Source organism: Streptomyces sp. NPDC048420 (assembly GCF_040651535.1).
Lineage (GTDB): Bacteria > Actinomycetota > Actinomycetes > Streptomycetales > Streptomycetaceae > Streptomyces.
The window spans coordinates 271,832-297,656 of the sequence record NZ_JBEZKG010000004.1 but is presented as its reverse complement, the minus strand read 5'-3'; the positions used below and the strand labels follow the sequence as shown (position 1 = coordinate 297,656).

13 protein-coding genes are annotated in these 25,825 nt (G+C 66.6%); 9 read left to right on the top strand and 4 right to left on the bottom strand.

Annotated elements, in window-relative coordinates; all coding sequences use genetic code 11:
• Positions 1-3: 3 nt before the first annotated feature.
• Genes AB0D34_RS08815 through AB0D34_RS08800 form a run of 4 tightly spaced genes read right to left on the bottom strand, consistent with a single transcriptional unit; the run spans position 4 to position 4,879 of the window.
• Positions 4-480, bottom strand: coding sequence for a DUF6262 family protein (locus tag AB0D34_RS08815; protein WP_362658616.1), 477 nt, complete (start codon positions 478-480; stop codon positions 4-6).
• Positions 470-2,662: a site-specific integrase gene (locus tag AB0D34_RS08810; RefSeq protein ID WP_362658613.1), complete on the bottom strand. Its 2,193-nt coding sequence runs from the start codon at positions 2,660-2,662 to the stop codon at positions 470-472. The genes AB0D34_RS08815 and AB0D34_RS08810 overlap by 11 nt, the downstream gene beginning before the upstream one ends.
• The gene (locus tag AB0D34_RS08805; RefSeq protein WP_362658610.1) at positions 2,659-3,819 is read right to left on the bottom strand and encodes a tyrosine-type recombinase/integrase; all 1,161 of its coding nucleotides are present in this window, start codon (positions 3,817-3,819) and stop codon (positions 2,659-2,661) included. Before AB0D34_RS08805 ends, AB0D34_RS08810 begins: the two co-directional genes overlap by 4 nt.
• Positions 3,728-4,879 (bottom strand): tyrosine-type recombinase/integrase, encoded by a 1,152-nt coding sequence (locus tag AB0D34_RS08800; RefSeq protein ID WP_362658607.1) that lies wholly within the window; start codon positions 4,877-4,879, stop codon positions 3,728-3,730. The genes AB0D34_RS08805 and AB0D34_RS08800 overlap by 92 nt, the downstream gene beginning before the upstream one ends.
• Positions 4,880-4,983: 104 nt before the next feature.
• Between AB0D34_RS08800 and AB0D34_RS08795 the strand changes: the two genes are divergently transcribed.
• The 9 genes from AB0D34_RS08795 (at position 4,984) to AB0D34_RS08755 (ending at position 25,770) form a co-directional block, all read left to right on the top strand.
• Complete coding sequence (locus tag AB0D34_RS08795) at positions 4,984-6,276, top strand: ATP-grasp domain-containing protein (RefSeq protein ID WP_362658604.1); 1,293 nt, start codon at positions 4,984-4,986, stop codon at positions 6,274-6,276.
• Between the two features lie 166 nt (positions 6,277-6,442).
• Positions 6,443-7,003, top strand: coding sequence for an N-acetyltransferase (locus AB0D34_RS08790; RefSeq protein WP_362658601.1), 561 nt, complete (start codon positions 6,443-6,445; stop codon positions 7,001-7,003).
• Positions 7,004-7,007: 4 nt separating this feature from the next.
• Entirely contained in the window at positions 7,008-8,249 is a 1,242-nt protein-coding gene (locus AB0D34_RS08785) for a beta-ketoacyl-[acyl-carrier-protein] synthase family protein (RefSeq protein WP_362658599.1), read from the top strand.
• A 31-nt stretch (positions 8,250-8,280) separates the two neighbouring features.
• Positions 8,281-9,252, top strand: coding sequence for an acyl-ACP desaturase (locus tag AB0D34_RS08780; protein WP_362658596.1), 972 nt, complete (start codon positions 8,281-8,283; stop codon positions 9,250-9,252).
• Positions 9,253-9,275: 23 nt separating this feature from the next.
• On the top strand, positions 9,276-10,109 hold the full coding sequence (locus tag AB0D34_RS08775; protein ID WP_362658593.1) for an SGNH/GDSL hydrolase family protein: 834 nt from the start codon (positions 9,276-9,278) through the stop codon (positions 10,107-10,109).
• A 639-nt stretch (positions 10,110-10,748) separates the two neighbouring features.
• Complete coding sequence (locus AB0D34_RS08770) at positions 10,749-13,658, top strand: AAA family ATPase (protein WP_362658590.1); 2,910 nt, start codon at positions 10,749-10,751, stop codon at positions 13,656-13,658.
• A gap of 220 nt (positions 13,659-13,878) precedes the next feature.
• A complete protein-coding gene (locus AB0D34_RS08765) occupies positions 13,879-15,861 on the top strand; it encodes a hypothetical protein (protein WP_362658587.1) in 1,983 nt (660 codons plus the stop codon).
• 136 nt (positions 15,862-15,997) lie between these two features.
• A complete protein-coding gene (locus AB0D34_RS08760) occupies positions 15,998-20,044 on the top strand; it encodes a type IV secretory system conjugative DNA transfer family protein (protein ID WP_362658584.1) in 4,047 nt (1,348 codons plus the stop codon).
• Between the two features lie 176 nt (positions 20,045-20,220).
• Complete coding sequence (locus AB0D34_RS08755; protein WP_362658581.1) at positions 20,221-25,770, top strand: hypothetical protein; 5,550 nt, start codon at positions 20,221-20,223, stop codon at positions 25,768-25,770.
• The last annotated feature ends 55 nt before the right edge of the window (positions 25,771-25,825 follow it).

The following is a 25,825-nucleotide window of genomic DNA, read 5'->3' as shown; positions in this document are numbered from 1 at the left end:
GGACTACTGCTCCCTCTCTCGAATGGGTTGCTGAGGCTGGACAGGGTCGGCAATGTCGACGCCTTCGTGCATCGATGCGGCACCCCGCGGGCTTGTGTGACTTCTCGCGGCGCGTTGTTCGCCGAGGGCCCCAGCGAGGTGCGCGCGCAGTTGCCGGTTTTCGTCGGTGAGACGCTGGATGCGTTCGTTGGCGGTTTCCAGGCGTCGCCGCAGTGAGGCGTCGGAGGCCCTTTGACGTGCAGGGACGGAGGATCTCGGCGCTCGGCGTTGCACTGCCCGCAACTGCTCGATCTCGGCTCGCAGGTCGGGTTGCGCGTAGAGCCAGGACCGGGAAACGCCTGCCTGTTTCGCGACAGTCTCAAAGGTGACCGGCTCCCCGGCCGCGTCGAGAGCGCGGAGTGCCTGGACGGCCTTGGAGCGGGTGTACTCGCTGCGGCGCCGGGCGGCCTCGACGATGTGCTGGCTGTTGTCAGCTCGCATCAGCGGTCGCCTCCGGCAGATCGGGGTCGGATTCCAAAGTGGTGATGATCTGCTCCAGGTTGCCCAGGACCTGCTGGTTCATCTCGACCACCCGCGCTTGGCCGCGGGCCTCGGCGGCGGTGACGAACATAGGGCAGGTCAAGCAGGCATTGGCATGCGGGCAGGTCTTTTGCACCGGCAGACCGCAGTAGCCGTTCGGCAGGGCCTGGGTCACGCGGCCGAGCCGCTGCTTGGCCCAGGTGGCCTCGGCCAGAGGGCCGTCGGGATCGACGGTGACGCTCTCGCCCTTGATGTTGACCTTGCGGGCCTTCTCCCAGTGCCGACGGACCGTGGTGTCGTGCAGCCGGGCATAGTGCGCGGTCATCTCCCCGGAGGAGTGATCAAGAAGGACGCGTACGACTTCCTGCGGGACGTCCCGGTTGATCAGCCTGGTTCCAAAAGTGTGGCGCCATTGATGAGGCGTCAGGTGGACCGCCCGACCGTGCTCGTCGCGGACGTCGCAGCGCTCCAGCCAGAGATCGAGCTGTCCGCGGTAGGAGTGTGTGGTCAGCGGTCGGGTGCCGTCGGGGTTCATCCGCGGGGCCGGGAACAGCCACCGGCTGCCGCCGGGCCAGCGCTCCAGGACGCGGTTCTGCTGGGCGGTGATCTCGCCCTCGACTTCTTCGTCGATGGGGACCAGGGCCTCGCGTTTCATCTTCCGGTTGAGATAGCGCAGGTAAGCGGCGCCATCGGCGTCCCGGACGATGCAGTCGAAGGCCAGATTGCAGGCGTCACCGACACGCAGCCCGCACCGCATGAGGACCAAGGTCAGCATCTGGCCCTCCGGGTTGTGCCAGCGGTCGAGGTTGGCGGACTGCTCGACCTGGGCCATGACATGCTCGGCCAGCGCGCGGGGCAACCGCTTGTCGGGACGGGGGAAGTCGTCGGCGTAGAAGGTTGCGCTCGCCGGGAGGGTCTCGTCCCAGCCGTGGCGGCGCAGGGCGTGGAAGAACGCGTTCAGCGAGCCGATGTCCCGGCCGCGCGAGTGGGTCGACCGCGGGTCGACGGCGAGGTCGGCCAGGTAGCGTTCGAGTGCCTTCCGGTCGACCGCAACCAGACCGCCTGCGGCGACCCGTGGGTCGGCCAGGAAGCCGGAGAAGCGGTTGAGCGCGAGGATGTCGATGACGGCCTGGTTGATGCTGCGGCCGATACTGAGCCGCCAGCGGACGAACCGCTTGGCCGGCTCGCGCAGCCACGGCTGGGCGATGCGGTCGAACCGCAGCCGGGCCCGGGTGCCCTCGATCCCGAGCCGACGCAGCACCCACACATCGCGGGGGAACTCGCTCTCCCAGCCGCTGCCGCAAGCGAGATCCTCCAGATGCTCGTGCGCGTAGCGCAGGAACGCAAGCTGTCCGTTCTGGTCATGGCTGGCCCCGCGCATCGCGGCGAAGTACTCACTCCACTGCTCCATCGGCCACTCCAGGAGCGACGCCGCGTCAGCGGAGGCGGTCAGCCGGATCACCGGCGAGACGGCTGAACTGTGGGTGTTGACCTGCCGTTCGTCGTGGCGGCACTGCAGTGCGTACTGCAACTCCAGTTTCAGCTGGCGCTTGTCGTCCAGCGGCCGGAAGTCGAAGCGGTCATCTCCGGCGGCTTCGCAGCGGCGTACGAACTCCTCGATCTCGGGGCTGCCGACTGCATACCAGCGGGACTTGTGGTTGTGGCAGAACGGCGACTTCCCCTGGGTCCACAGGGTGCAGAACGACAAGCGGCAGATCCGGTGGCCGCTGTCGGCGATCGCCGGCAGATCCGCCACCCACCTCTTCTTCTCGGGCTCGCCCGCCCGTTCCCAGAAGCCGTGATGGCGAACGCACAGCCCTTGGCGGGCCGCACCGTAGCGGCAGTCGGTGACGGAGCACTCGGTCAGTTCAGTCCGCCCGACCGGGCCGGGGCCGGGATCGGCGATGAACGCCTCGATGTCCGGGCCTCCGCGCCGCTGCCAGCGGTAGTAATGGCCGCGGCAGAGCTGACGGGTGCGGGGCTGCCGTGGACATCCGGGAACCCGGCAGGCTCCCAGCCCGAAGATCAGCTCTCCAGGAGCGGGGATGAACACATCGACGCGGAACTCCGGCCGGACCGCGGCCATGAGTTGGCCCAGCAGCCCTGAGCCGGGAAGGGGAACAGCGGGAGTCGACTCGCTCACCAGCGGACCTCCCGCCCGGTCAGGAAACCGGCGGCCTCCAGGGCGCGACGGGCGTCCTCGACGGACAAGTGACCGTAAATATCGAGCGTGGTGGCGATCGAAGAATGACCGAGCAAGGTGCTGACTACCTCGATGGGCACCTTGCGGCGGAGGAGCAAGGTGGCCCGGGTGTGCCGGAACCAGTGGGGGTCGAAGTCGATGCCGGTGTCGCGGCGTATCCGCAGCACCAAGTCGTAGACGGCAGCGTAGGTCAGCGGGTGTCCGTAGGAGCCGCCCCAGAGGTTGACGAACATGTAGTCGCTGTCCAGGTCGCCGTACTCCTCGTGGAGATAGTCCGCGTAGAGCCGGACGATCTCAGCACCGACGGGAACGGTGCGGGGAGAGGCGGACTTGGCCCGAGCCCGGTTGTCGTTAACTCGCGGAGTGACGATCAACTCGCCTTCCGCCGCAGCGAGATCCTCGTGACGGAGACCAAGGGCCTCGCCGATCCGGATCCCGGTCTCCCACAGCAGCGCGAACAAGAACCGGTCCCGCAGTCGGGTGCACGCGTCCAGGATCGCCTGGACCTGGGCGGCGGTCAGGATGGTCGGATACATGCGAGGCGTCTTCAGCTTGATCGTGCGGCGCCGCTCGGGTTCGCCGCCCGCCAGGTGATAAAGAAGCGGCTTCCAGCCCGTGCGCCGGGCGCGGACCGGCTGCAGCTCGGTGACCAGATCGCCCAGGTCCACGCCGTGACGGGCGTGGAAAACGTAGAGACCGCTGACCGCGGAGAGCTTCCGGTTGACCGTGGTCACCCCGCAGTGATGCTCCGCCGACGGCAGCAATGCGACCCTGCCGTCACGGCCCGCAGGCGGCAGCCGGAGCCAGGCAACGAACTCGCCCAGGTCTTCCAGCCGCACCTCGCGCCAGTCCAGACCCCGCCGGCCGAGGAAGACGAACCAGTCCTTCAGATCATGGGCATAAGCCTTGACCGTGTTCGGCGACCGCTCGATATCGGTCAGGTAGGCGAGGTAGCGCTCGATCGGCTCGACCGTGCCGCCCTCGTCACCAAGGACCGTCCACGACTCAAGCGACGAGGCAGGCATCAACACCCTCTGCACCAGCATCAGACCTCCGGGGAAACTGCGTGATGGACGGCGGTAGATAACCACCTCCACCACACAGATCGCCGCCCACCCCAGGCTCGTGCTGCACGTCGTGGACACACCGCGGAGGACTCAAGAGAAGCTGGACGAACGTCGGATCCGCGCCGTCCTCGATCTGGTGCGTGACGTGGCTGTGCCGCAGGCAGTGCGGCACCAGCTCCTTGTCCAGGCCCAGGGCGTCGCGGTATGCCGCGAACCGCTCCTCGATCTCGCGCACTTGCAGCCGCCGGCCGCGCTCGGTCAGCCACAACGTCGGCGTACGGGACGCATGCGGATAACGGGGGCGGACGTTGGTGATGTAGTCCTCGACGGACTCCACCGCCCAGGGCATCACGCTCAACACCATCCGGCGCCGCGGCGGCGAGCCTCGGGTTCGCTTTCCGTAGCGGACGTGGAGTGCGCCGAAGCGGCCCAACTCCGGTGCCTTGGGGTTGCGGTAGAAGTCGGGGAGGTCGAGGCGGGAGGTCTCGGTAGCACGCAGGCCCCAGCCATAGATCGTCTTGAAGACCGTGGCGTCCCGGTACGCGGCGAGCGCGCCCTTGCGGCCGAGCCGGATGGCTCGCTCGACCTGGTCGTCGGCGTAGTCGAAGAATGCCTGGCACTCCTCGCGGGTCATCGGCCGCCGGTCGGGGTCGCCCTCGTAGTCGGCGAGGTGGGCGACGGTGTTCCACTCATGGCAGATCTGCACAGGGTGGGTACCGAAGCGGAGTTCGCATTCGGCGGGCCACTGGTAGTGCGGCGACGTGATGTAGTCGCAGAACAGCCGCAAGGTGCATTGGTAGCTGCGGATGGTCGACTCCGCGCGCTTCAACTCCGCGATCAAGTGGGACATCCACTCGTCGCAGTGCGCCGCCGACCACTGCCACGGGTAGGCGTTGACGTACGCGCCGAAGCGGCGGACCAGGTTCTTCCGGTCCCGGATGGTCTTCGGCTGAAGCCGGCGCCCACCGCGCTGCTGGCGTTCCCACCCCTCCAACATCGCCTCGAAGACCGCGTCTTCAGGGTGCAGCAGGGAGACGCCGTCGAGCAGCACGAGGCGTGCGGAGCCCTCGCTTAACCCGGTCGTCGACACGCACCCTCCCATCCGCTGGGTGCGCGAATCTTGCATCAAATGCATGCCTGCCCGCAAAGGGGCAGGTCAACAGCCCTCGAATTGATAGAAAGGACGGTGACCTGATGTCGCAGGTCCCCAGCTCGCAGTCCAACGGATCGTGCATCAGGCGCAATTCCACGGGTTCCCCCATGCTCGTCGTGATCGGCTCCGGCTCGCGCCCCATGCGCGGCTACCTGCTGGAACAGACCGCGGCCCACTACCCGCTGCTGCTGATCAACGACGCGCCGCTGACCTGGCAGAAGCCCTATGTCGTCGACCACGAAGTAGCCAATCTCAGCGACCCCATCGCGGTGAACACCGCCGCCGCGTCCCTCGCCGTGCGATGGCCCATCGCCGGGGTGCTGACCTGGGACGAGTACCACCTGACGGCAGCCGCCCGGCTCGCCCACAGCCTCGGCGGCCGGCCCGGCAACGCCCTCGCGGCCGTCGCCGCCGCCCGAGACAAGGTCACCTCCCGCCAGCGCTTCGCCGCCGCCAGTGTGCCCTCCGCCACCTCCACCTGGGTGCATTCCCTGGACGCTGCCGCTTCGGCAGCCGAACGCGTCGGCTACCCGATCGTCCTCAAGCCCGCAGCCCATGCTGGCAGCATCGGCGTCGTTCGCGTGGACACGATCACCGACCTGCCCGCGGCCTGGGCCATCGCCTCGGCAGGTGCCGCTCACCAGGGCCCGGACGGACAGGGCGTGCTCGTGGAGGAGTACCTTGACGGGCCCGAGGTCTCCGTGGAGACCGTCACCCGCCGCGGCGTCACCAGCGCCGTGGCTGTCACCCGCAAAGCGGTCGGCTTCGCCCCCTACTTCCTGGAGACCGGGCACAGCGTCAGTGCCGGCGACCCGCTCCTGCACGAGGTTGCGCCCGTCGCTTCGGCCGCCCTGGAGGCGCTCGGCATCACCCACGGCGTCAGCCACACCGAACTCCGCCTCACCCCAGAGGGGCCGAAAGTCATCGAGGTCAACGCCCGCCACGGCGGCGACCTCATCGGCGAACTCGTACGCCTGGCGACCGGGATCTCCCTCCCCCTTGCCGCCGCCGCCCTCGCCTGCGGCGAAATCCCCAACCTGCGCCCCACCCGGCAGCGCAGCGCCGCCATCGGCATGATCTACCCGCCCGCCGAGGGCATCGTCACCCGCCGCGACCTGCGCCCCGGCAGCGACCGGCACCTGGAGCACTTCCAGTGGCTGTGCAACGTGGGCGATGCGGCCACCCTCACCCCCTCCAGCACGACACCGAACAACGTCCGCGCCGGTTTCGCCGTCGTCAGCGGCGACAGCGCACACGAAGCACAGCAGCACCTCGCCGATGTTCTCGCCCGCGCCGACGTCCAGGTCACTCCCGCTGTCCCCCGCGCCGCGTGAACAATCCCGGGCCGCCCGCCGCTCCACGAGACCGGGCGCCAGTTCGCATCGCGATCCCCGGCCATCAAGAGCCGATCAACAACCACGCCGAGACCCCCACATCACGCGCCACTGTCCGGCCGCCCTGGAAGAGGTAGTCCTCATGGCCTTTCACCTCGTGCCCCCCTTGCCCCCACCTCTGCCTGCCCTTGACGCACCGCATGCGAGCGTCCTGGCCGACGGCACCCGCGTCATCAGCCGACCCGCCGGCCGGGCCGACCTCGACGCGGTCAACGGGCTGTATCGCAGATGCAGTAAGGAGAGCCTGCGGGCCCGCCACCTCACGGGTCGCAGCGAGATCAAACCGCACGAGTGGGAGGGGCTGGTCGACGTCCGAAGGGCCATCACCCTGCTGACCACACCGACGTCCGCACCCGGTGAAGTCATCGCGATGACCAACCTGATCGAAACCGACACGCCCGGGTGCGTTGAGTTGGCCGTCCTTGTCGAGGATGCGTGGCAGCTGCGCCTGGGACTGGGCAGCTGTCTGGTCGGCTACGCGGCCGGTCTCGCGGCACTGCACGGCTACAGCAGTTTCACCGCCGAAGTCGGCGCCACCAACAGCTGGATGCTTGCGATCCTGCGCCGTCTCCAGATCACGGTGCCCAAACCCACCTCGTCCACGGTGTCGATCACCGGCCCGCTACCCATCCGCCACGCACACAGCGGCCTCAGCCAAGGGAGGTAGCGCCATGCCATCGACATCGAACTCGAAACGGGCCACCCGCCCCCGCGTTGTGGTGACGGGGATGGGGGCACTGACTCCCTTGGCCGCAACCGTGAAGGACACCTGGGCCGCCGTGATACGCGGGGAGTCCGGCATCACCAAACTGGACACGGACTGGGCCGCGGACCTGCCCGTCAAGATCGCCGGCGTCCTGCCCACCGACCCGGCGGACCTCATCGGCAGGGTGGCCGCACGGCGGCTGGACCGCTCCCAGCAGATCGCCGTGGCTGCGTCCCTCGAGGCGTGGGATGACGCCGGCGCCCCCGCAGTCGAGCCGGAGCGGCTCGCCGCGGTGATCGGCAGCGGTGTGGGCGGCGCGGCGACGCTGCTCGATCAACACGACCTACTGCGCACCGAAGGCAGCGCCAAAGTCTCCCCTCACACAGTGCCGCGACTGATGCCCAACGGCGCCGCCGGAGCCGTGTCCATCCTGCTGGGCGCAAAGGCAGGAGCTCACGCCCCCACCAGCGCCTGTGCGTCGGGCGCGGAGGGACTGGTGTGGGGCAGTCTCCTGATCGCGCAGGGGATGGCGGATGTGGTGATCGCGGGCGGCACCGACGCTTGCATCGCGCCGATCTCCATTGCCGCGTTCGACCGGATCCGGGCCCTGAGCCGTCTGAACGAGGAACCCGAGCGCGCCTCGCGGCCCTTCGACCAGGACCGGGACGGGTTCGTCATGGCCGAGGGCGCCGGGGTCGTGGTACTGGAGCGTGAAGACCATGCTCGGGCGCGCGGCGCGCGCATCCACGCGGTGCTGGCCGGATCCGGGTTGACCGCAGACGCTACGTCGTCGGTCAACCCTGACATCGACGGGCAGATCCGTGCCATCAAACAGGCCCTGGTGAACGCCGATCTGAGCCCGCGGGACATCGAGCACGTCAACGCGCACGCGACCGGGACACCGCTCGGGGATTACGTGGAGGCGCAGGCTTTGGCCCGGGCCGTCGGTACGCACCCCGTCGTCACGGCAACCAAGGCTTACACCGGTCATCTACTGGGGGCCGCAGGAGCCGTCGAGTCCATCATGACGATCTTGGCGATGCGGAAGGGGATCGTCCCGCGGATCCGCAACCTCGTCCGTGCGGACGGCCGGATCGACCTCGACCTGGTCCAGGAAACGCACCGCGTCACCAGCCCGCAGGCAGCACTGTCCTCGTCGTTCGGTTTCGGCGGCCACAACGTGATCCTCGCCTTCACCCGGGCGTGAACACCTACACGATCCTGATCGGAGACGACGAGTGCACACCAACTGGCTGACAGAGCTGGAGCCGTACGTAGAAAAGGCTCTCCATGACCATCTGAACACCGTCACCGACTGGGACCCGGTGACGAGTTACGTCCCCTGGGGCGAGGGGATGGACTTCCAGGAAGTCCCTTGGGATCCCGCACACTCGAAGCTGAGCGCCCCGGTCCAGGCCGCGCTGGGCCTCAGCCTGGCCACAGACGCACAGACGAACCGCTGGACACTTTCCTTGACCAGCGGGTTCGAGTACCACGCGGCCTGGGCCGCGTGGCTGGGCCGCTGGAAGGCCGAGGGGCAGCGGCACGCGTTCGCGCTGCGCAGCTTCCTGGCCGCCACCCGCGGACTGGACCCGCGGCAGATGGAATCGGACCGGATGGCCGCCATGCAAGCCAGAAACGGTGTGGGCGACACGGGCCTGCTGGAGTCCCTCGTCTTCCTCACAGTGCAGGAACTCGCCGCCCAGGTCTCCCATCAGAACGCGGGCAAGGCAGCCCAACCGGATGACCAGATCGCGTGGCTTCTGCTGCAGCGCATCAGCCAGGACAAGCATCACCATCACCTGGTCTTCCGCGGTCTGCTGACAGCGGCTCTCGACATGGCACCGTCTCAGACCGTCGAGGCCATCTGCAACGCAACCATCTGCAGCGAGGTCATGCACTTCGCCATGCCGGGCGCCGACCACCTTCCTGACTTCCAGGAGCGAGCGCTCGTCATCGCCCGGGCCGGCATCTACAACCATTCTGTCCACTACGAAAGCGTCATCAGCCCCCTCTTGGCGCACTGGAAGATCTTCTCCCGGGAGGGCCTCACCCCGCCAGCCGAGCACAAACGTGAGGATCTCGCCGCGCAACTGGAGAGCCTGCGCCTGCGCGCGCGTCAGGAGCCGGAAACCCTCGCCCAGATCGCCTCACACGGCACCACCCCGACGCTCACCGGCAGTGACCGGGCGGAGGCTGCCCCGTGCTGACTCTCCTCACGCGCGCCGCCGGCGTGGCCATCGCCCTGGCCGTGCCGCCCCTGGCCCTGGCCGCGCAGGCGCGCAGCGCCTTCCGCCGCATCGTCATGACCAACCGTGGACGTCCCTCGATCGTGCTCTGTGCCAGCGGAACCTATGGCGAGGACTACAACAGCGACCAGGTCACGATCGGCATCCTGGGCGATTCACTGGCCGCCGGTCTCGGAGCGGACGACGTATCCGGTACGCCAAGTGCACTGATCGGCACCGGAGTTGCCGCCCGAACCCAGCGACCGGTCCGCATCGTCAACGTGGCCCGTGCCGGATCCGGTGCCTCGGACCTGGCCCGGCAGACGGACCGGGTCCTGGCCCAGGGGCCCCTGGACTTTGCCGTCCTCGTTGTCGGCGCGAATGACGCCGCATTCGCCACGCCCGGGTCTGTGCGCGACCGGACGCTGAAGAGCTCGGCAACAAACCTCGGGCAGGCGATCGCGGGCCTCAAGCAGAACGCGACAGAGGTAATCTGTTGCACCTGCCCCGACCTCAGCGTGGCACCAGCACTCCCTGTGCCACTGCGCTGGATCCTGCGGCTGTCCGCACAACGTCTCGCGCAACTCCAGCACGCCCACATCCTCCGCAACGGAGGTATTCCCGTCCCACTCGCCGAGCTGGCCTGCCCCGCATACGCCGCCAACCCGGACCTCCTGTCGGACGACAGATTCCATCCCTCCTCCGCCGGCTACCAGGTGAGCAGCGCAGCCGTCATCGACGAGATCACACACCTACTCAGCCCCACCCGCGAAGGGGTCACGATCGGCCGCGCCCCGCGACCCACCGCCGCGCAGTCCTCGCCTGCGGCACCCGACTGACCTCACCGCCCCCACTGCCGCGGCGCCCACCACCAGCCATCCCGCGCGTCGCCTGGTTCGTCCGCCGACGTCGCTTCTGCCTTGCCTTCCGCCCACCACACCGGGGCACGCCCATGTGCATGATCACAAGCTGCGGGCATCGGCGCCGAACTCGCAGGCCGGGCTCAGCACGCACGGCGGACCATGTCACAGCTCTCCGTCGGCGCCGGCATCAGGCGAGCCGGGATCGCGGTTCAACCCAGTGGTGCGTGAGCGCCAGCCGCAGACTCGGCAGCCAGCTGCTCCCGCTCCTGGGATGAGTCCTTCCGCGGACGCGCCGAAGGCTTCCCCCTCGTTCGGCGCGGACCTGGTCGGACGCATGGGCGCGTTGGCGGGTAAGGCCGGCGCGGCGGGGAGCAACAAGGCCCCCGCCAGCGAGCGCTTCAACTTCCAGTTCGAGCAGCCCCAGACGGCGGAGGGCAACGATTCCGAAATACGGCAGGTGAGCGACCCGCGACCAGCGCACGGAACGAAAGGCCCCGGAGTACACTCCGGGGCCTTTCAGGTTATCCATTCAATTCCCTATTGAATGCCACTCATGATAGGTTTTGACTGAATTCCCAGTTGAATCTTCAGTCCAGTCGAGAGGTCTTGCGCGGCATGTTCGACGAGGCGCAGCTCAACGAGCGCTACCCCCTCCTGTCCAGGCTCTCGAAGCCGCTGAAGGAGGCTGAGCGCGACATCCTCGGCCGTGAGCACGAGATGATGCAGCTGCTGGCCTCGATGAGCCGCCCCGAGCTGTGCAATGCGCTTCTGCTGGCCGAAGCCGGTAGCGGCAAGACGGCCCTGGTCCAGGCCACGATGCTGGTGGACAAGGACCGCCTCTACCTCGAAGTAGACCCGGCGCGCATGATCTCCGAGGCGGGCAACGCCGAGAACATGGCCGCGAAGTTCAAGGGCTTCTTCGACGAGGCCGAGGACTTCGTCAAGGACGAGAAGCGCGAACTGGTGCTCTTCATCGACGAGTTCCACCAGATCATCCAGCTCTCCGACGCCGCCGTCGAGGCGATCAAGCCGGTCCTCGCGGCCTCCGGAACCCGAGGCATCAGGATCATCGCGGCGACGACCTACGACGAGTTCCACAAGCACATCGCGCCGAACCAGCCGCTCGTCGAGCGCCTGCAGCGCATCAACCTCAACCCGCCGGACCAGGCGACGACCATCAAGATCCTGCAGGGCATGGCAGAACGGTACGGGGTGGCTGGCGAGTTCTACGACGACCACGTCTTCCGGCAGATCTACGAGTACACCCAGCGCTACATGCCGGCCAGCGCCCAGCCGCGCAAGTCGATCCTCGTGCTCGACTCCATGGTCGGCTGGCATCGCCTGACGCACCGACCGATGGACCGGGACCTGCTCTCGGACGTGCTCATGGAGTCGCTGAACGTGAACGTCGCGTTCCGGGTCGACGGCGCGAAGATCAAGCAGCAGCTGGACGCCAAGGTGTTCAGCCAGGACTGGGCGACCGGCGCGGTGGCGCGTCGTCTGCAGTTGTCGGTGGCGGACCTCAACGACAAGGGAAAGCCGATGGCAAGCCTGCTGTTTACGGGCTCCACTGGTGTGGGGAAATTCTGCATCGACTCGACGCAGGTTCCTGTCTACTCGAGCGACGGCGAGACCACCTGGAAGCTGCACGGCGACCTGGTCCCGGGCGACAGAGTGTTCGGTCGTCAAGGTCGCCCGGTCGAGGTACTCGGACACTTCCCGCAGGGCATGCAGGACGTCTACCGGGTCACGCTCTGGGACGACCGGACTCTCGACGTTGGAGGACCGCACTTGTGGACGGTCTACACAGCCAAGCAGCGGTCGAAGAAGCATGCGGGCAAGGACGTCGCGCCGATGGTTCTGAGCACGCAGGAAATGGTCGAGCGTGGCGTCGTGCGAACCTACCCCGGCGACTCTCGGGAGCATCTGAAGTTCTTCATCCCGGCGAACGGACCGGTGCACTGGCCGGAGCAGGACTCCGACATCGACCCGTACGTCTTGGGCGTCCTCATCGGCAACGGGTGCCTCACTGAGACGCAGCTGACGCTCTCGTCTGACGGGGACGACGCCGACCACACCGTGTGGACGGTGGGCGAATGGCTGGGATCGGCACCGAAGTCGTACGGGCACAACTACAGCTGGGTCTTCCCTGTCGGCGTTGGCCCGGTGGAGGACCGCCGCGATTCGCTGTACCAGACGAAGGACGTGCTTGCCTCGGTTCCTGATCTGATCGGTGCGCGCTCGGCGGAGCGCCGTATCCCGGAGAGGTACAAACACGGATCAGTACAGCAGCGGTGGGCGCTGGTGCGGGGCCTTTTCGACACCGACGGATCGATCGGCGGCTCGAACGACCGCTTCAACGTCTCGTACTCGACGTACTCCAAGGGACTCGCGGAGGACCTCAGGGAGGTGCTGTTCTCGCTCGGCGTCTCGAACACAATCAAATCGTGGACACGCACGAAGGAGGGCGGGCGCGAACTGGCCGAGTACGACGTGCACGTGAAGGTCGGCAACCAGGATAAGGCCCGGTTCTTCTCCCTCCCCCGCAAGCACGAGATCGCACGGCGGGCGGTCATCGAGACCTCGGGTCGTAAGCGCGTGAAGAACTTCGACATGGTCGGCATCACGTCGATCGAGAAGCTGCCAGAGCAGCAGAGCTCGTCATGCATCTACGTCGACGACGACGAACATCTCTACCAGGCCGGCGACTTCGTGGTCACGCACAACACCGAGTTGACGAAGCAACTGGCGCGACTGCTGTTCGGCGATGACCAGCGGCACCTGATCCGGTTCGACATGACGGAGTACGCCGAGGACTCGTCGTTCGCGGCGTTCCGTTCTGAGCTCACCAAGCGCGTATGGGATCTCTCTCACGCGGTGCTTCTTTTCGACGAGGTCGAGAAGGCCTCGGCGATGGTGACCCGCGTGCTGCTGCAGGTGCTCGACGACGGCCGGCTCAACGACGACAACAACCGTGAGGTGAGCTTCCTCAACACCTACATCGTGCTGACGACGAACGCGGGCTCGGAGATCTACAAGGACATCTCGCAGTACGCGGCGGATGACACCGGGTCGGGCAAGCAGCTGATGGAGTACGAGAAGCTCATCCGTCGCTCTATCTCCTCGACGACGGGCGACAACCGGTTTCCGCCCGAGCTGCTGGGCCGTATCGACGCGATCGTGCCCTTCCAGCCGCTGTCGCTGCTGACGCAGCAAAAGATCGTGCGGAAGAAGCTGCGCCAGCTGGTGCAGGAGGTGTTCGTCAAACACAACGTCCGGGTCGACGTCGATGCGAGGGTCCTGCAGTACCTCATCGAGGACAAGGGTGACACCGACTCTGATGCCGGCGGTGCGCGTGCGGCTGTTGCGAAGCTGACCGACGAGGTCACCACCGCGGTGGCGACCTTCCTCAACGAACACCCCTCGGAACGGCGGATCCGCATCGACGTCGTCGGCGACCTGGTCAGCGACGACAAGAACCTGCTGAGTTCCGACGCCTGTATCGAGGTCAGCGCGGCGCGATGAGCCGGTCGAGGACGGCTGGACCTAGTCAACTCGCGAATCGATAGCCCATTTATGTTCTATGATTGCCTATCGCAATAGAGAGGCGATAGGATACTCATAAATCAGGCGAACTGTGTTTTATTAGCGGAGGGATCGCGCATCAATGGGCATTCTGGGTACGGCAACGGGAAGCCGCAGGAAGGAGCGGAAGAGGAAGCCCGACGAACTTCTGGCCTCCGTAGTGAGAGAGACCGCGATCCCGGCGGCAGTCGAGCTGCTGCGGTCGAACACACAGTTCGTCTTTCCCAGCGGCACGGCCTGGGTGATGCTCGTGCTCGCAGCCGACTCGATCGGCGGCTTGAGCAAGCGGCACGGCCGGGACGAGGCGAAGGGCTCGATCATCGAGCTCATCAGCTCCGACCAGATCCGCACGGTGGCCACGGCGGAGATGCTCGAAGAGGAGGTCTTCGGCATCATCCCCACCGACGAGACTCTCGCGCGCATGGAGGAGTACTCGCTGCTCACCGGTGCCATATACGCCTGGGCCGTCGTGTGGCAGAAGCCCAGCGGCGACCTGCTCGTCGATCTGGTGAACGATGCGACCTTCGCGCAAGCGCGATTTGTCGCTGCAGGTACCACGAGCCTCGAAGAAGCCGTGGGCAAGAAGGCGTGGGAAGAGCACAGCGGCCTGGTCGCCGAGGCTGGGACCACTGGCCTTGTCACCGCGGTCCTCGGAGAGGACGAGGGGGATGCGATCTTCGACGAGATCCCAGGTGACGAGGGGGCTGACGAGGGCCTGGACGACGAGCCGCTCCTCAGCGACGTCGGCAACGACGATGGAGGGGCGGACGCACCCATGTTCGAGGAGGACGCCTCCGGTATCGACGACTCGGGCATCACTCCGGTCGAGTCGGAGCCGGACTACGACGGCGACGAGGTGGCCGGCTACGAGGGGTTCGACGAGACCGACGCCGACTACGGCATCGAGGGCGGCTACCAGGAGGCCGACGACACTGTGCTGCTGGCCGATCAGGCCCAGGTGCGCGACGTCATCGCCCGCCGGTTCCTCTCTGAGGAGCTGGATCTGGACGTCCGGCTCGGTGAGTTCAACGCGACGTTCGCCATCGGCGCGCCGGTCGTGCAGATCGCTGTGCCCGAGGGCGCGACGGAGTGGCTCGGGGACCAGGTCGCCCAGCTCAACCGCCAGGCCAACGCAGACCTGATGCAGCTCCGTTCCGCGCATGAGGATGAACTGCGAGCGCTCTACGTCAACCTCATGTCGGCGCACACCGAGCAGGTCATCCGCGATGTGGCCACCGACCGTGCGGGCTCCCGGTACAAACTGCTGAAGGACGCCGCCGAGGCCGAGCACCACCAGCGGCAGACGGAGAAGGACGAGAAGATCCGGGTCCGCCGTGCGGAGATCGCCAAGGACTACGAGTCGCAGGCCTCCAAGGTGGCCCAGCAGGCGGCGCTCTCGGCGGAACTGCAGTACAAGGAGCGCAACCGCTCGAAGATGGAGCGCGAGCAGATCGACTCCGTCGCCGGAATCGAGCGGGACATCGAAGACACCCACGCGCACAACCAGCAGGAGATCCTGCGGGTCCGGCGCTCGGACGCGACGCTGAAGATGCAGACCGGGCAGACGCGGATCTTCGAGGTGCTGGCCGAACGGCAGTCGGAGTATCTGGCGGCCGAGGAAGAGCGCCTGAACCAGTGGAAGTCCGAGATCCAGCGGATCGTCGATGACAACCGCAAGGCCGACATCGCCCAGTCCGAGGCGCTGGCCGAGCACCTGCGGACCACGGACGAGATCGGTGTTCTGCGGCGGGAGCAGCAGGCCCTCCTGGAGTCGGTGCGCTCTGAGCACGCCGACCGGATCTGCCGGATGCAGGACGAGCTCGAACGCAACCGCAAGGACGCCATCACGCAGATGACGGCTCGTGACGCCGAGTGGCAGCACAACCTCGACCTGGCCAACTCCCAGGTGGCGCGGGTCACCGACCTGCTCCAGCAGCTGTCGAGGGTCGAGGATTCAGTGGCCAAGCGGTACGCGGCGCGCCTGACGGAGATGCAGGCCGACAAGGAGTCCTACGCCAACGAGCTGGCACGGGCCTCCGAGATGCAGAGCCGCTCGAACAAGATCCTCGTCGTCATGATCATCACGCTCTCGCTCCTGATGGGCGCGGCCGGCTTCATCGTCGGAGTGGTCTTGACCCGTTGAGCGATCCGGTCATGACCGACGGGGTGATCCGACGGCGCATGGGGCGCGTTCCCCCTGCGCCGTCGTCGTCTGTGCAGGCAGGCGCACTGGACACCAGGACAGCAAAGCGAGCGAGGCCCGAGAGTAAGGAATCACAATGGTCACGAACAGGCGGAAGGCGGCACGGCCGAAGGCGAGCAGCTGGGACAAGATCTCGGCACGGACGCCCGGCGAGACTCTGACGAACCGAGACGTCTACGACAACCAGCAGCTGGACCGCAGCGAGTTCCTGACCCTGAGGTCGACCAGACCGGGCATCGTCGTCGCGGTGATGACTGGCGTGCTGGTGACGATCGTCGCCTGGGTCTTCTACTCGCTCATCGCCACGGCAGTGTTCTCGGCAGCCCTGTCCGTGGGTTCAGGCGTGCCCGGCAGCAGCACCGGCACGCCGAGCGCCTATTACATCCAGGACACCACGACGGGTGCGGGCGGCTCGGTCGTGAAGTGCTACCGACCTCTGACCAAGGACGGCAACCCGGACGTGAAGGCGAAGTGTTACCCCAGCGCTGAGGCTGTTCCGGTCCCCAGCTGGTACACCGCGGCGAAGGACGGCAAGCCCAGCGCCGAGAGGCCGGCTGAGCCCAAGAAGAGCGCGACGACGGTCGGCGGGCAGCTGGCCGACGTCTCGGGGTTCAAGCTCTTCATCACGCTCGGCTCGGGACTGATGGTCGCCCTCATCATCGGTACGTGGTTCTCGCGGAAGGTCGCCGCGGCGAACCTGATGAACACCACGAGCGACATCAACCAGTACCAGAACGACCAGCACATCGCTCTGCCAGAAGAGATCCAGCAGAACTACGACTGGTTCCCCGACGCCGGTGCTCATTCGAGTGTGCAGGTCAGCTCGATGCTCAGCCACATGATGCTCAAGAAGAAGGGTCTGGGCACCGTCGAGGTCGCCCAGCGCGCCAAGAAGGACGTCATCGATGAGGAGGGGACCCTCGTCTATTACGCCGGCGAGGTCATGGACGACGACGAGGGCGATTCGCTGACGCAGACCCTTCCGATCATCGACGAAGACTTCGGTGACAAGCTGTTCGAGGCTTCCGGGCTCCCCGATGACAAGACGCTGCGTCAGAAGTACGACACGACGCGGATCCCGTACAACCCTGACGGCAAGAACCGGGACAAGCTCGGCTTCGGGGCGGACACGTACAAGACCGTCGCTGACCTGATCAAGACGGACTGGACGTTCCCGTCGTACGAGGTCCAGCGTCCGGCCGGGGCGTACGTGGTCGACACCGCGCCGGTGAACACCATGGTGCTGGCCATCACCCGAGCCGGTAAGGGCCAGACGTACATCGAGCCGGTCATCGACATGTGGTCGCGGGAGAAGAAGCCCTCGAACATGGTCATCAACGACCCCAAGGGCGAGTTGTTGGTGAAGAACTACGTCCCCCTGGTCACACGCGGGTTCGAGCCGGTGCAGTTCAACCTGATCAACTCCATGAAGACCGACATCTACAACCCCCTGGGGCTGGCGGCCGACGCGGCGCGTGAGGGCAACTTCACCAAGTGTGCGCTGTACGTGGAGAACATCGCCGGAATCTTCTTTCCGCTCGACGGCGGCGAGGACCCGGTCTGGCCCAATGCCGCCAATAACGCCTTCAAGCGCGCGGCCTACGGACTCATCGACTTCTACCTGGAGGAGGAGCGGGAGCTGCGCGGCGCCGCAGCCGTGCTGAATATGGACCCGGCGCTGCTGGAGCAGAAGCTCGATGACCTCTGGGGCAAGGTCACGCTCTACAACTGCTACCAGCTCTTCGTGCAGATGAGCTCGAAGAAGATCAAGAACCCTGAGGCCGAGCTCGAGAAGCGGGTCAAGGCCGGCGAGTTCGAGAACAACGAGGACGCCCTGGCCGAGGAGCAGGAGAAGGCGGCGGCCCAGGCCTTCATGTGGGAGGGCAAGGCCGATCAGGACATGCTCAGCCTGTACTTCAACGCCAGTGAGGAGCTGCCCCGAAACAACATGCGCACGCTAGTGGGCAACGCCCACAACGCGCTGCGCTCGATGGCCGGGGCGGAGAAGATGCTGGCCTCGGTGTACGGCATCGCGATCACCGCCATGTCATTCTTCACCGACCCCACGATCTCGACGCTGACCTCGGGCAAGCCCTCGCAGAACACCGACCTGGCCGGCCTGAGCTTCCCGCGTCGCCTCGGCGTGCGCTTCGCTCCGAACTACGTCAAGCGCGACCACCTCGTCGGCCAGCAGGCCGTCTGGTCGGCCTACGCGGACCCGATGTTCACCGACAACCTGGGGGCGGACTTTGAACACGAGGAGATCGTCGGCCGCGAGGGTTGGGCCCGGTACAACTTCAAGGGCAAGTTCCCCGGCGACGAAGCCTGGCTCAAGCTGGAGCTGGTCAACCCCCAGACGAAGATGCTGGTGCGGACCTTCTACTTCAGCTTCACGAAGAACTACCAGGTCTCGCTCAACGGCCGGCACTACGTGGTGGAGCCGGTGACGGGCAAGAAGATCGTGAAGAACGGCGTGATGCGTGAACTGAAGCCGGTGCGTGAGGGCGGCACCCGGGACGGGAAGATCCTCTCCTTCCAGGCCGGGGACACGCTCTACCCGGATTCGCGACTCGACTTCTCCGGCGGCGGCAATCCGGAGAAGGTCTCGTATCAGGCACGGGCGATCACACAGACGCTGTCGCGCTACTCGGAGTCCCCGAAGGCGCTGTTCCTGGTGACTCCGCCTCATTTGATGAAGTACGCGAAGCTGATCCTGATCCTGGTCAAGCAGCTGTTCGACGTGAGCGCCGACCAGGCGTACATGACGAAGTCGAACCAGAAGCCGCTCTACCGCACGCGGTTCATGCTCGACGAGCTCGGCAACCTGCAGTCGGAGGGCAAGGGCATCGACGGCTTCGAGACGATGCTCTCCATCGGCCTGGGCCAGGAGCAGCAATTCACGCTCATCCTGCAGACCCTGCAGCAGCTGCGCGACGTCTACGGCGAGAGCGTCGACAAGATCGTGCAGGGCAACACTTCGAACATCGTCTTCTTGAAGTCCACGGACGATTCGATGATCGAGACGCTGGAGAAGATGAGCGGCAAGACTCACCGGTCGTACCGGGACAGCAAGCAGATCAGCCAGGATCTCGACAAGGTCATCGGCGGCAAGACCGAGGGCCGGGTCTCCTACACGATGAGCACCAAGGAGGAGCCGCTGATCAGCTACAACGACATGGCCTTCCTCTCGCCGCGCAACTCGATCGTCTTCCGGGCCGGTGACGCGCCGATCTGGAACCGCAACCAGACGATCCTGCCGATGTCGTTCCGGCTGCTGGGAAACACGATCAAGCACCCAGGGCACACCTACTCGCTGCAGACGATCCCGACCCTGTCCAGCGCTATGGACTTCGACGTGCGGATGAACCAGCCGGACTTCGTGAAGATGCTGGAGAAGCGCATGCGGCAGGCAGTCAAGGCCGCGGACGCAAAGGCGCAGTACAAAGAGATCTACGGCTACCAGGAGGTCGACATCGAGCGCCTGGACCCGGATGTCTACGCCGACGAGGTCATGGAGGTCATCACGACGATGACCACGGTCGACGAGGGCCAGGACCCCAACGCTCCGGTGGTCGTCGACCCCGATGCGTACGAGGGGATGAGCATGTTCGACGAGGACCAGTTCATCGAGAACGTCGAACTCGGGGTTGCGGTCGCCGAGAGTCAGGCGGCCAGCGTCGAGCGGCAGCGTTTGCTCTACGCCGAGGGGACGATCAGCAAGGAGATGCTCGTCAACCCCGACGGCTCGGCGAAGGTCAAGAGCCTGGACATCGAGATCGGTGAGGCCTACAAGTCGGCACAGACCGAGTTGGAACAGGATCACGAGCACTTCTCGGTCGGCGGCGACGGCGAGCTGCGCAGCGCCGATGGGTCTCATACATACATCAGCCAGATCCGCTCGGACGCGTACGCCAATGCGGCCCGGCGGATCAACGGCCAGGTGAACGACGGAGACTCGCGGGTGTTCGCGGAGGCGGACATCACCGCGGAGGACCTGAAGTCGCTGGCGACGGTGAAGGTCCACTCGGCCTTCTACCAATACCTGGCCTCACTGCCGAGCTGGGAGGTGCTGGCCGACGGCAGGTTCGACCGAGCCATGGCCATCGAGATGAACTCGAAGTAGCCGGCGGCCACTTAGGGGCCAGCGAAGGATCACGACCAGTGCCGAGGTCGCCTCTCGACTAGGAGGGGGCGCCTCGGCACTGGCCTTTCCAAATGACCCCTCACTCCTTTTGGTAGGCGAGGTAGGCTCTATACACGCTTATGTAATCCCGAGCATCCACAGGAAGCTGATTGGCAATGAAGAAGGCACACGGGCTGCGCAAGTACTTCTACGAGTACCTCTACTACAAGGCAGTAGAGCAGGCCCGGGATCAGACCGGACAGGTCATTCCGATCTCTCAAGCCAAGGTGATCCGCGCCCGGGTCGACGAGATCCTCGGCCAGCGGGGCACTGCTCTGGCCGACCCGCGGCTGGGCGTCACGGACTGCCTCACCACCATCGACCAGGCATTCGCGGAGAAGGTGTCCGGCTACGAGCCGCAGTTCGGTGACCATTCCCCGCAGAACGAGCGCTACCAGCAGTCGCAGCGGGAGTTCACCCGCGCCACCGGCGTCGGTGCCCAGGCCGACCCGAAGTCGGCCCGGCTGCCGATCAGCCCATACGCCCCCGACTGGTCGGAACGCGCGACGGTGAAGCGCGCCGGGACGGCACTGGTGTACCTGCCGGACGAGACAATCGGACGTGTGGCCGACGGCGAGGTGGCGACCCTGGCCGATCCCCGGCGCGGGAACATGGTGCTCTGGCGCATCGACGACGAGGGCAAGCCCTTCGAAGCCGGCCGAGCGATGACGAACGATGACGCCGCTGGGCTCACCGCGCTGATGGACAAGATGAGTCAGCAAGAGTACGACCAGGTCCGCGAGTGGGTCATCGACGGCGGCCGGGATCCCCAGACGAACCGTGTCGACCGCAACCGCTTCATGTCCCAGCGCGCCGTGGCACGCTCGGCAGCACTGCTCGAAGAGCTGAAGGCCCAGGGCGTGTCCTACGAGGTGATGCGCGACCGCGAGCCGGGGCAGATCAAGGCGAAGATCGCCGGGACCGGCATGGAGATCCGTCTCACCGACACGCGCCAGGAGGAGTACGCCGGAGCCCGGATCTATGACAACGGCACCGTGCTGCGCTACTCGACGAACTACCGGGTCCCCGGTGGCATGGCGGTCTACTCCCCCTCGCCGGCGGAGGCAGTTCAGCTGCTGCGCTTCGCCCAGGGCCACCGCATCGAGCGCTCGGATCTGCCGGGGCACGCCGCAGGCGAGATCGGCACGACCCACCAGGAGCGCGGCCGTGGCCGCACGCTGGTGGATGTACCCGACAGCTACCACGTCGACCGGGAGTCGATGTTCGTGGTCGGCGACTACGTGGCCCCCGGCGAGTCCGGTCCGCGGCCCGGGTCGAAGGTGATGCTACGCCGGGACGCGAAGAACCGCTCCCTGCCGACCTTCTTCGTCGACGCCGAGCCTGCTGAGGCCTACGCGAAGAGCGCCGTCGAGAGCGCGCGGGAGAATCTGCAGGCAGCTCTTGGCGTCGAAGACCTGATCGCTCGTGCTGCGGCTGAGCTGAAGCGAACGGGCGGAAATCTGGATGCGATCGAGCCGCCGGAGTACTCGGCTGACCCCGAGGTCGCTGCGATCCAGCGCTCTTACTGGGACGTGCTCACCGGCGCCCACAGCGATCTGCTGCGCCCGGGCGCGACCGAGGAGATGTACCAGGAACGACTGGAAGAGATCGGCGAGCTGCAGGCCGAGGAGGTGCCCGAGATGGGCAACCTCGTCTACGGCGGAACCGCCGTAGAGAAAGTCCGGCAGCACGCCGAGGACGTCCCCTTCGAACTCATCGGAACCTGGGAGGCGGAGCCTCACGACGTCGACGGCGAGTGGGTCGATCAGCGCTTCAACCCGGACCGAGTGGCGCGGTACATGACCAGCCCCACCGGACAGTGGTCGAACCTCGACAATCTCGCCTCGGCGCTGCGTCGTTGCGAGATCTCCCCCGACGAGATGATGGGCTCGACCTTCCAGACGACCCGGTTCAAAGACCGGCTCGTCCGCTTCAACGCCCAGCGCTCCATGCCGATCACCGAGCACGAATCTGCGTTCATGCGGCGCATCGGGGTCACCGTGCGCGAGAGCATCGAGCGCAACGCGGCGACGGTCTCCGAGATCCTGGTCGACGAGCAGGGCGTCATCCGCTGGAGCGGCGAGAAGCTGCGCCGTGACGGCAAGGGAACTCCGATCTCGGGTGAGATCGGCCAGGTCTTCGATGTCGGCAAGTACGGCGAGATCACCACCGCCTTCGCCAGCGGGGAGAACGCTCTGGTCGTGCCGGGCTACGAGGCCACGATCACGGCCCAGACTCCGGGCGAAACTCCGACCTCGGTCGAGGAACGCACGCGCCTTCGCGGCTACGAGCAGCTCATGCACGAACGCATCCAGTACCAGATCGCCGGCGACCTCATCGCCGGGCGCAGCGAGACCGGCGAGGCCTCCTCGCTCAACACCGTCTACTCGCAGCTGTACAGCACGAAGCACCCGATCGACTTCATCGAGCGCGCCACCACGTACCAGCTCGACGAGTCCACCGGCGAGATCAAGGAGCACCTGGACGAGTGGACGGCCGCGATCCTGCAGACCGAGGCACGCCGCGTGCGCTACTCCAACGAAATCAAGGCCGGCTCGACGATCTACGCCGAGTACCGGGCCCAACGCGACCGAACTGACCCGGCAGACGACAACCGTTTCGACCCCTGGCGGCTCACCGGCGGGCGGAACATGACGGTGCTCACCGGCAAGGACCGGAACAACGTCGCTGCGCCCAGCGGCTACTTCGACCCGGTGATGACCGGAGGTGCGACCAACCAGGGCATCGTGCGGTACCTGACCACTCAGGCCCAGGTCGACGCCCACGGCCGGATCGTGCCGGGCGACGAGAGCGTGGCCGGACAGCGCGCGCCGCTCATGGCTCTCCCCGAGCTCGAGACGCTGCGGTACGACCCGTTCGACCGACAGCAGATGACAGCCTCGACGATCATGCAGTCTTCTGAGGTCACCGCGCCGGCGAAGACGGCGCTGATGACCTTCGGCGGCTGGACGGCTGATGACCCGATCGTGGTGTCGAGGGAGTTCGCCGAGCGCCACCGCATCCGTGGGGCCGGTGGCCAGGAGCGCGATCTCGTCGTGGGTGACAAGATCTCGGATCTGCACGGCAACAAGGGCGTGATCTCGATGATCGTCGACCGGGACATGCCGCCGCAGGACGCGCAGGAACAGGATGTCGTCGAAGAGGTGAACTGGTTCCGGGCCAACCCGGGCCTGGACGTGGTGATGAGCCCGTTCAGCCTGATCTCCCGGCGCAACGCGGGCTCGGCGCGCGAGCTGATGAGCGGGAACGTCTCCGACCTGCACTCCCCCAACGGAGAACTGCGGCCGAGTGCCCTGGGCGAGATGCGCTTCGTGGTCACCCACATGGCCGTCGATGAGAAGACGAAGATCTACGACGACGAGCAGGTGCGTGCTGGCAAGGGCCGCAGGGCCTCCTCACAGCTGGCCTGGGCGCTGCAGTCTCAGGACTGCCCAGCGATCATGCGCGAGTTCTACGGCCACAACAGCGGGGCCGAGTCGAACCTGCGCGAGTACCTGCTGGTGACCGGCATGGACATGGAGGCTGACGGCACGCTGCGGGTGGTCGGTCACGCCGAGGGCGTCGACGATCGCCCCGAGCGCCGGTTCATCCCGATGCCCGAGTTGCTGCGTACTCAGCCACGCAAGGAGGGCCAGCTCCCGGGACTGAACACCACGGCGATGCGCAAGTCCTTCGGCGGTCTCATCGGTGACCGCGGCGGCGACATGGAGATCCCGTTCCCGCTCACGTATCCGACTGGCGAGCAGACCGAGACGGTGAGCGCGAGCTCGTGGAAGCTGCCGGTGATGTCCTCGCATCTGCGCAGTGGCCAGGAGTTCGAGGACGGGTCCTCCGTCACGCACGACTACACCCGCAGTTACCAGGACGTCTTCGTCGAGGCCTGCCGCTACCGCTACATGACCGAGCAGCTGAACGGCCAGGGTCTGTCCGCGGAGAAGCGTGCCGAGGTGCGTCGCGGCATGAGCGAGTCGGTCTCGCGCGCTCAGCGCGCCTTCGAGGCGATCACGACCGACGTGCAGAACCGGGTACTCACGGGCAAGAACAACATCTTCAAGACCGGGCTGATGGCCTCGCGGCTGACCGACTCGGCGACGATGGTGTGGACTGCGGACCCGCGGCTGGACGTCGACCAGGTTGCGCTCAGCTCGGTCAAGGCCGAGCAGTTGGGGCTGGCCGAGGGTGACCACGCGCTGGTGTGGCGTGACCCGGTGCTCCGTGACGCCGGCGTGCGTTACATGCGGGTAGAGATCGACGACCGGCTCACCGGTGCCGCGATCAACCCCGTGATGGACGCCTGCTTCGACGGCGACTTCGACGGTGATGCGGTCGCTGTGGTGAAGCTGCACAGCGAGGCCGCCAAGGCGGAAGCCCTGGCGAAGCTCTCGGTGCCGGCCAACCTGCTGGACACCGGCGTGGTCAAGAGCGACGGCTCGCACCCGCTGGCCATGCAGGTCTCGCTGGACACCCAGGTCGCGCTTTCCAAAGACGCCGGACTGGCTGAGGAGTTGGAGAGTACGCGGAGCGAGGCGAACCGGCTCCGGCTGCAGGCGCGCACGGGCGCAGAGTCCCCTGAGGACATCAAGCTCGGCCAGCAGGTCGTGACGGAGGAGCTGAGCGCGCTGTACCGCCAGGCGCAGCGTGGCGAATTCGGCGCGGCACTGACGTTCTCGGACCGCGAGGCGCACCTGCAGAGCGTGCGCGAGGTCTGTGTCGAGACCGGTGCCAAGGGTAGCGAGAAGAAGCTCGCCGACTACGCCCGGAACCTGGGCGATGCGCAGGGTAAGCCGGGCATCACGCAGGACGACCAAGAAGCCTCGATGTTCGCTACGGCGATCAAGGCCCACGGCACTGGCCTGGGCGGCTCGTTCAGTCAGCGCGCCGTGCGTGCCCTGCGCGGCGAAGACCTCAAGGCCGTCCTGGAGGTCACCTACCCGGTGACTCAGTCGATCCTGCAGGCCAAGCACGACGCCGCCGAGGCCCGGCACAAGTACGCGATGCTCCAGGGCCCCGGCCGCGAGCTCTGGAGGGGCCGCAGCATCGAACATGTCGGCCCCGGCCAGTGGCGCACGGCGTTCCTCGACGGTGAGCCGATCCAGGCCACGGCCGAGGAGTGGGAGAAGCAGTTCATCGAGTTCTACGAGTCCAAAGAGGGCTTCGGTGTCACGGTCAACCCGGACTACGTGGCCCGTGTGGCCAGTGCGCTGGAGGACCCGGAGACCGGGCTCATCCGCAACCTCGAAGAGGACCCGTCGCTGCGCGGCACCGTGATGGACCGGATGGCCTACGGCGGTGGCTTCGAGGCGCTCGTGCAGGCGGCCAAGAACCGCGAGAGCGTCTACGACGGCGAGAAGAACGAGCAGTTCGCGTCTTCGGGGACCCTGAAGGCCCGGGCGGAGATGTCCCGGCAGCTCGATCAGCTGGGCTCCTTTGAAGCGCACAGCCATGACAACGCTGCGATCGTCGTCGACGACTCGGTGGTCAAGCGCGACGTGATTTCTCAGGACGCGGGGACCTCCCGCACCCGCGGCTCGCACCGCCGCTCGGCGCATGCCGTGGGCGTGGGCACGTCGCGCCCCGTCTACACGCCGAGCATCGAGATCGATCAGCCGCAGGGCAATGACGACGAGCACGGGATTGGGTACTGAGATGCCACAGTCCAAGGAATTGGGAACGGGCCGTGCGGGCCGTCGGCGCGCGACC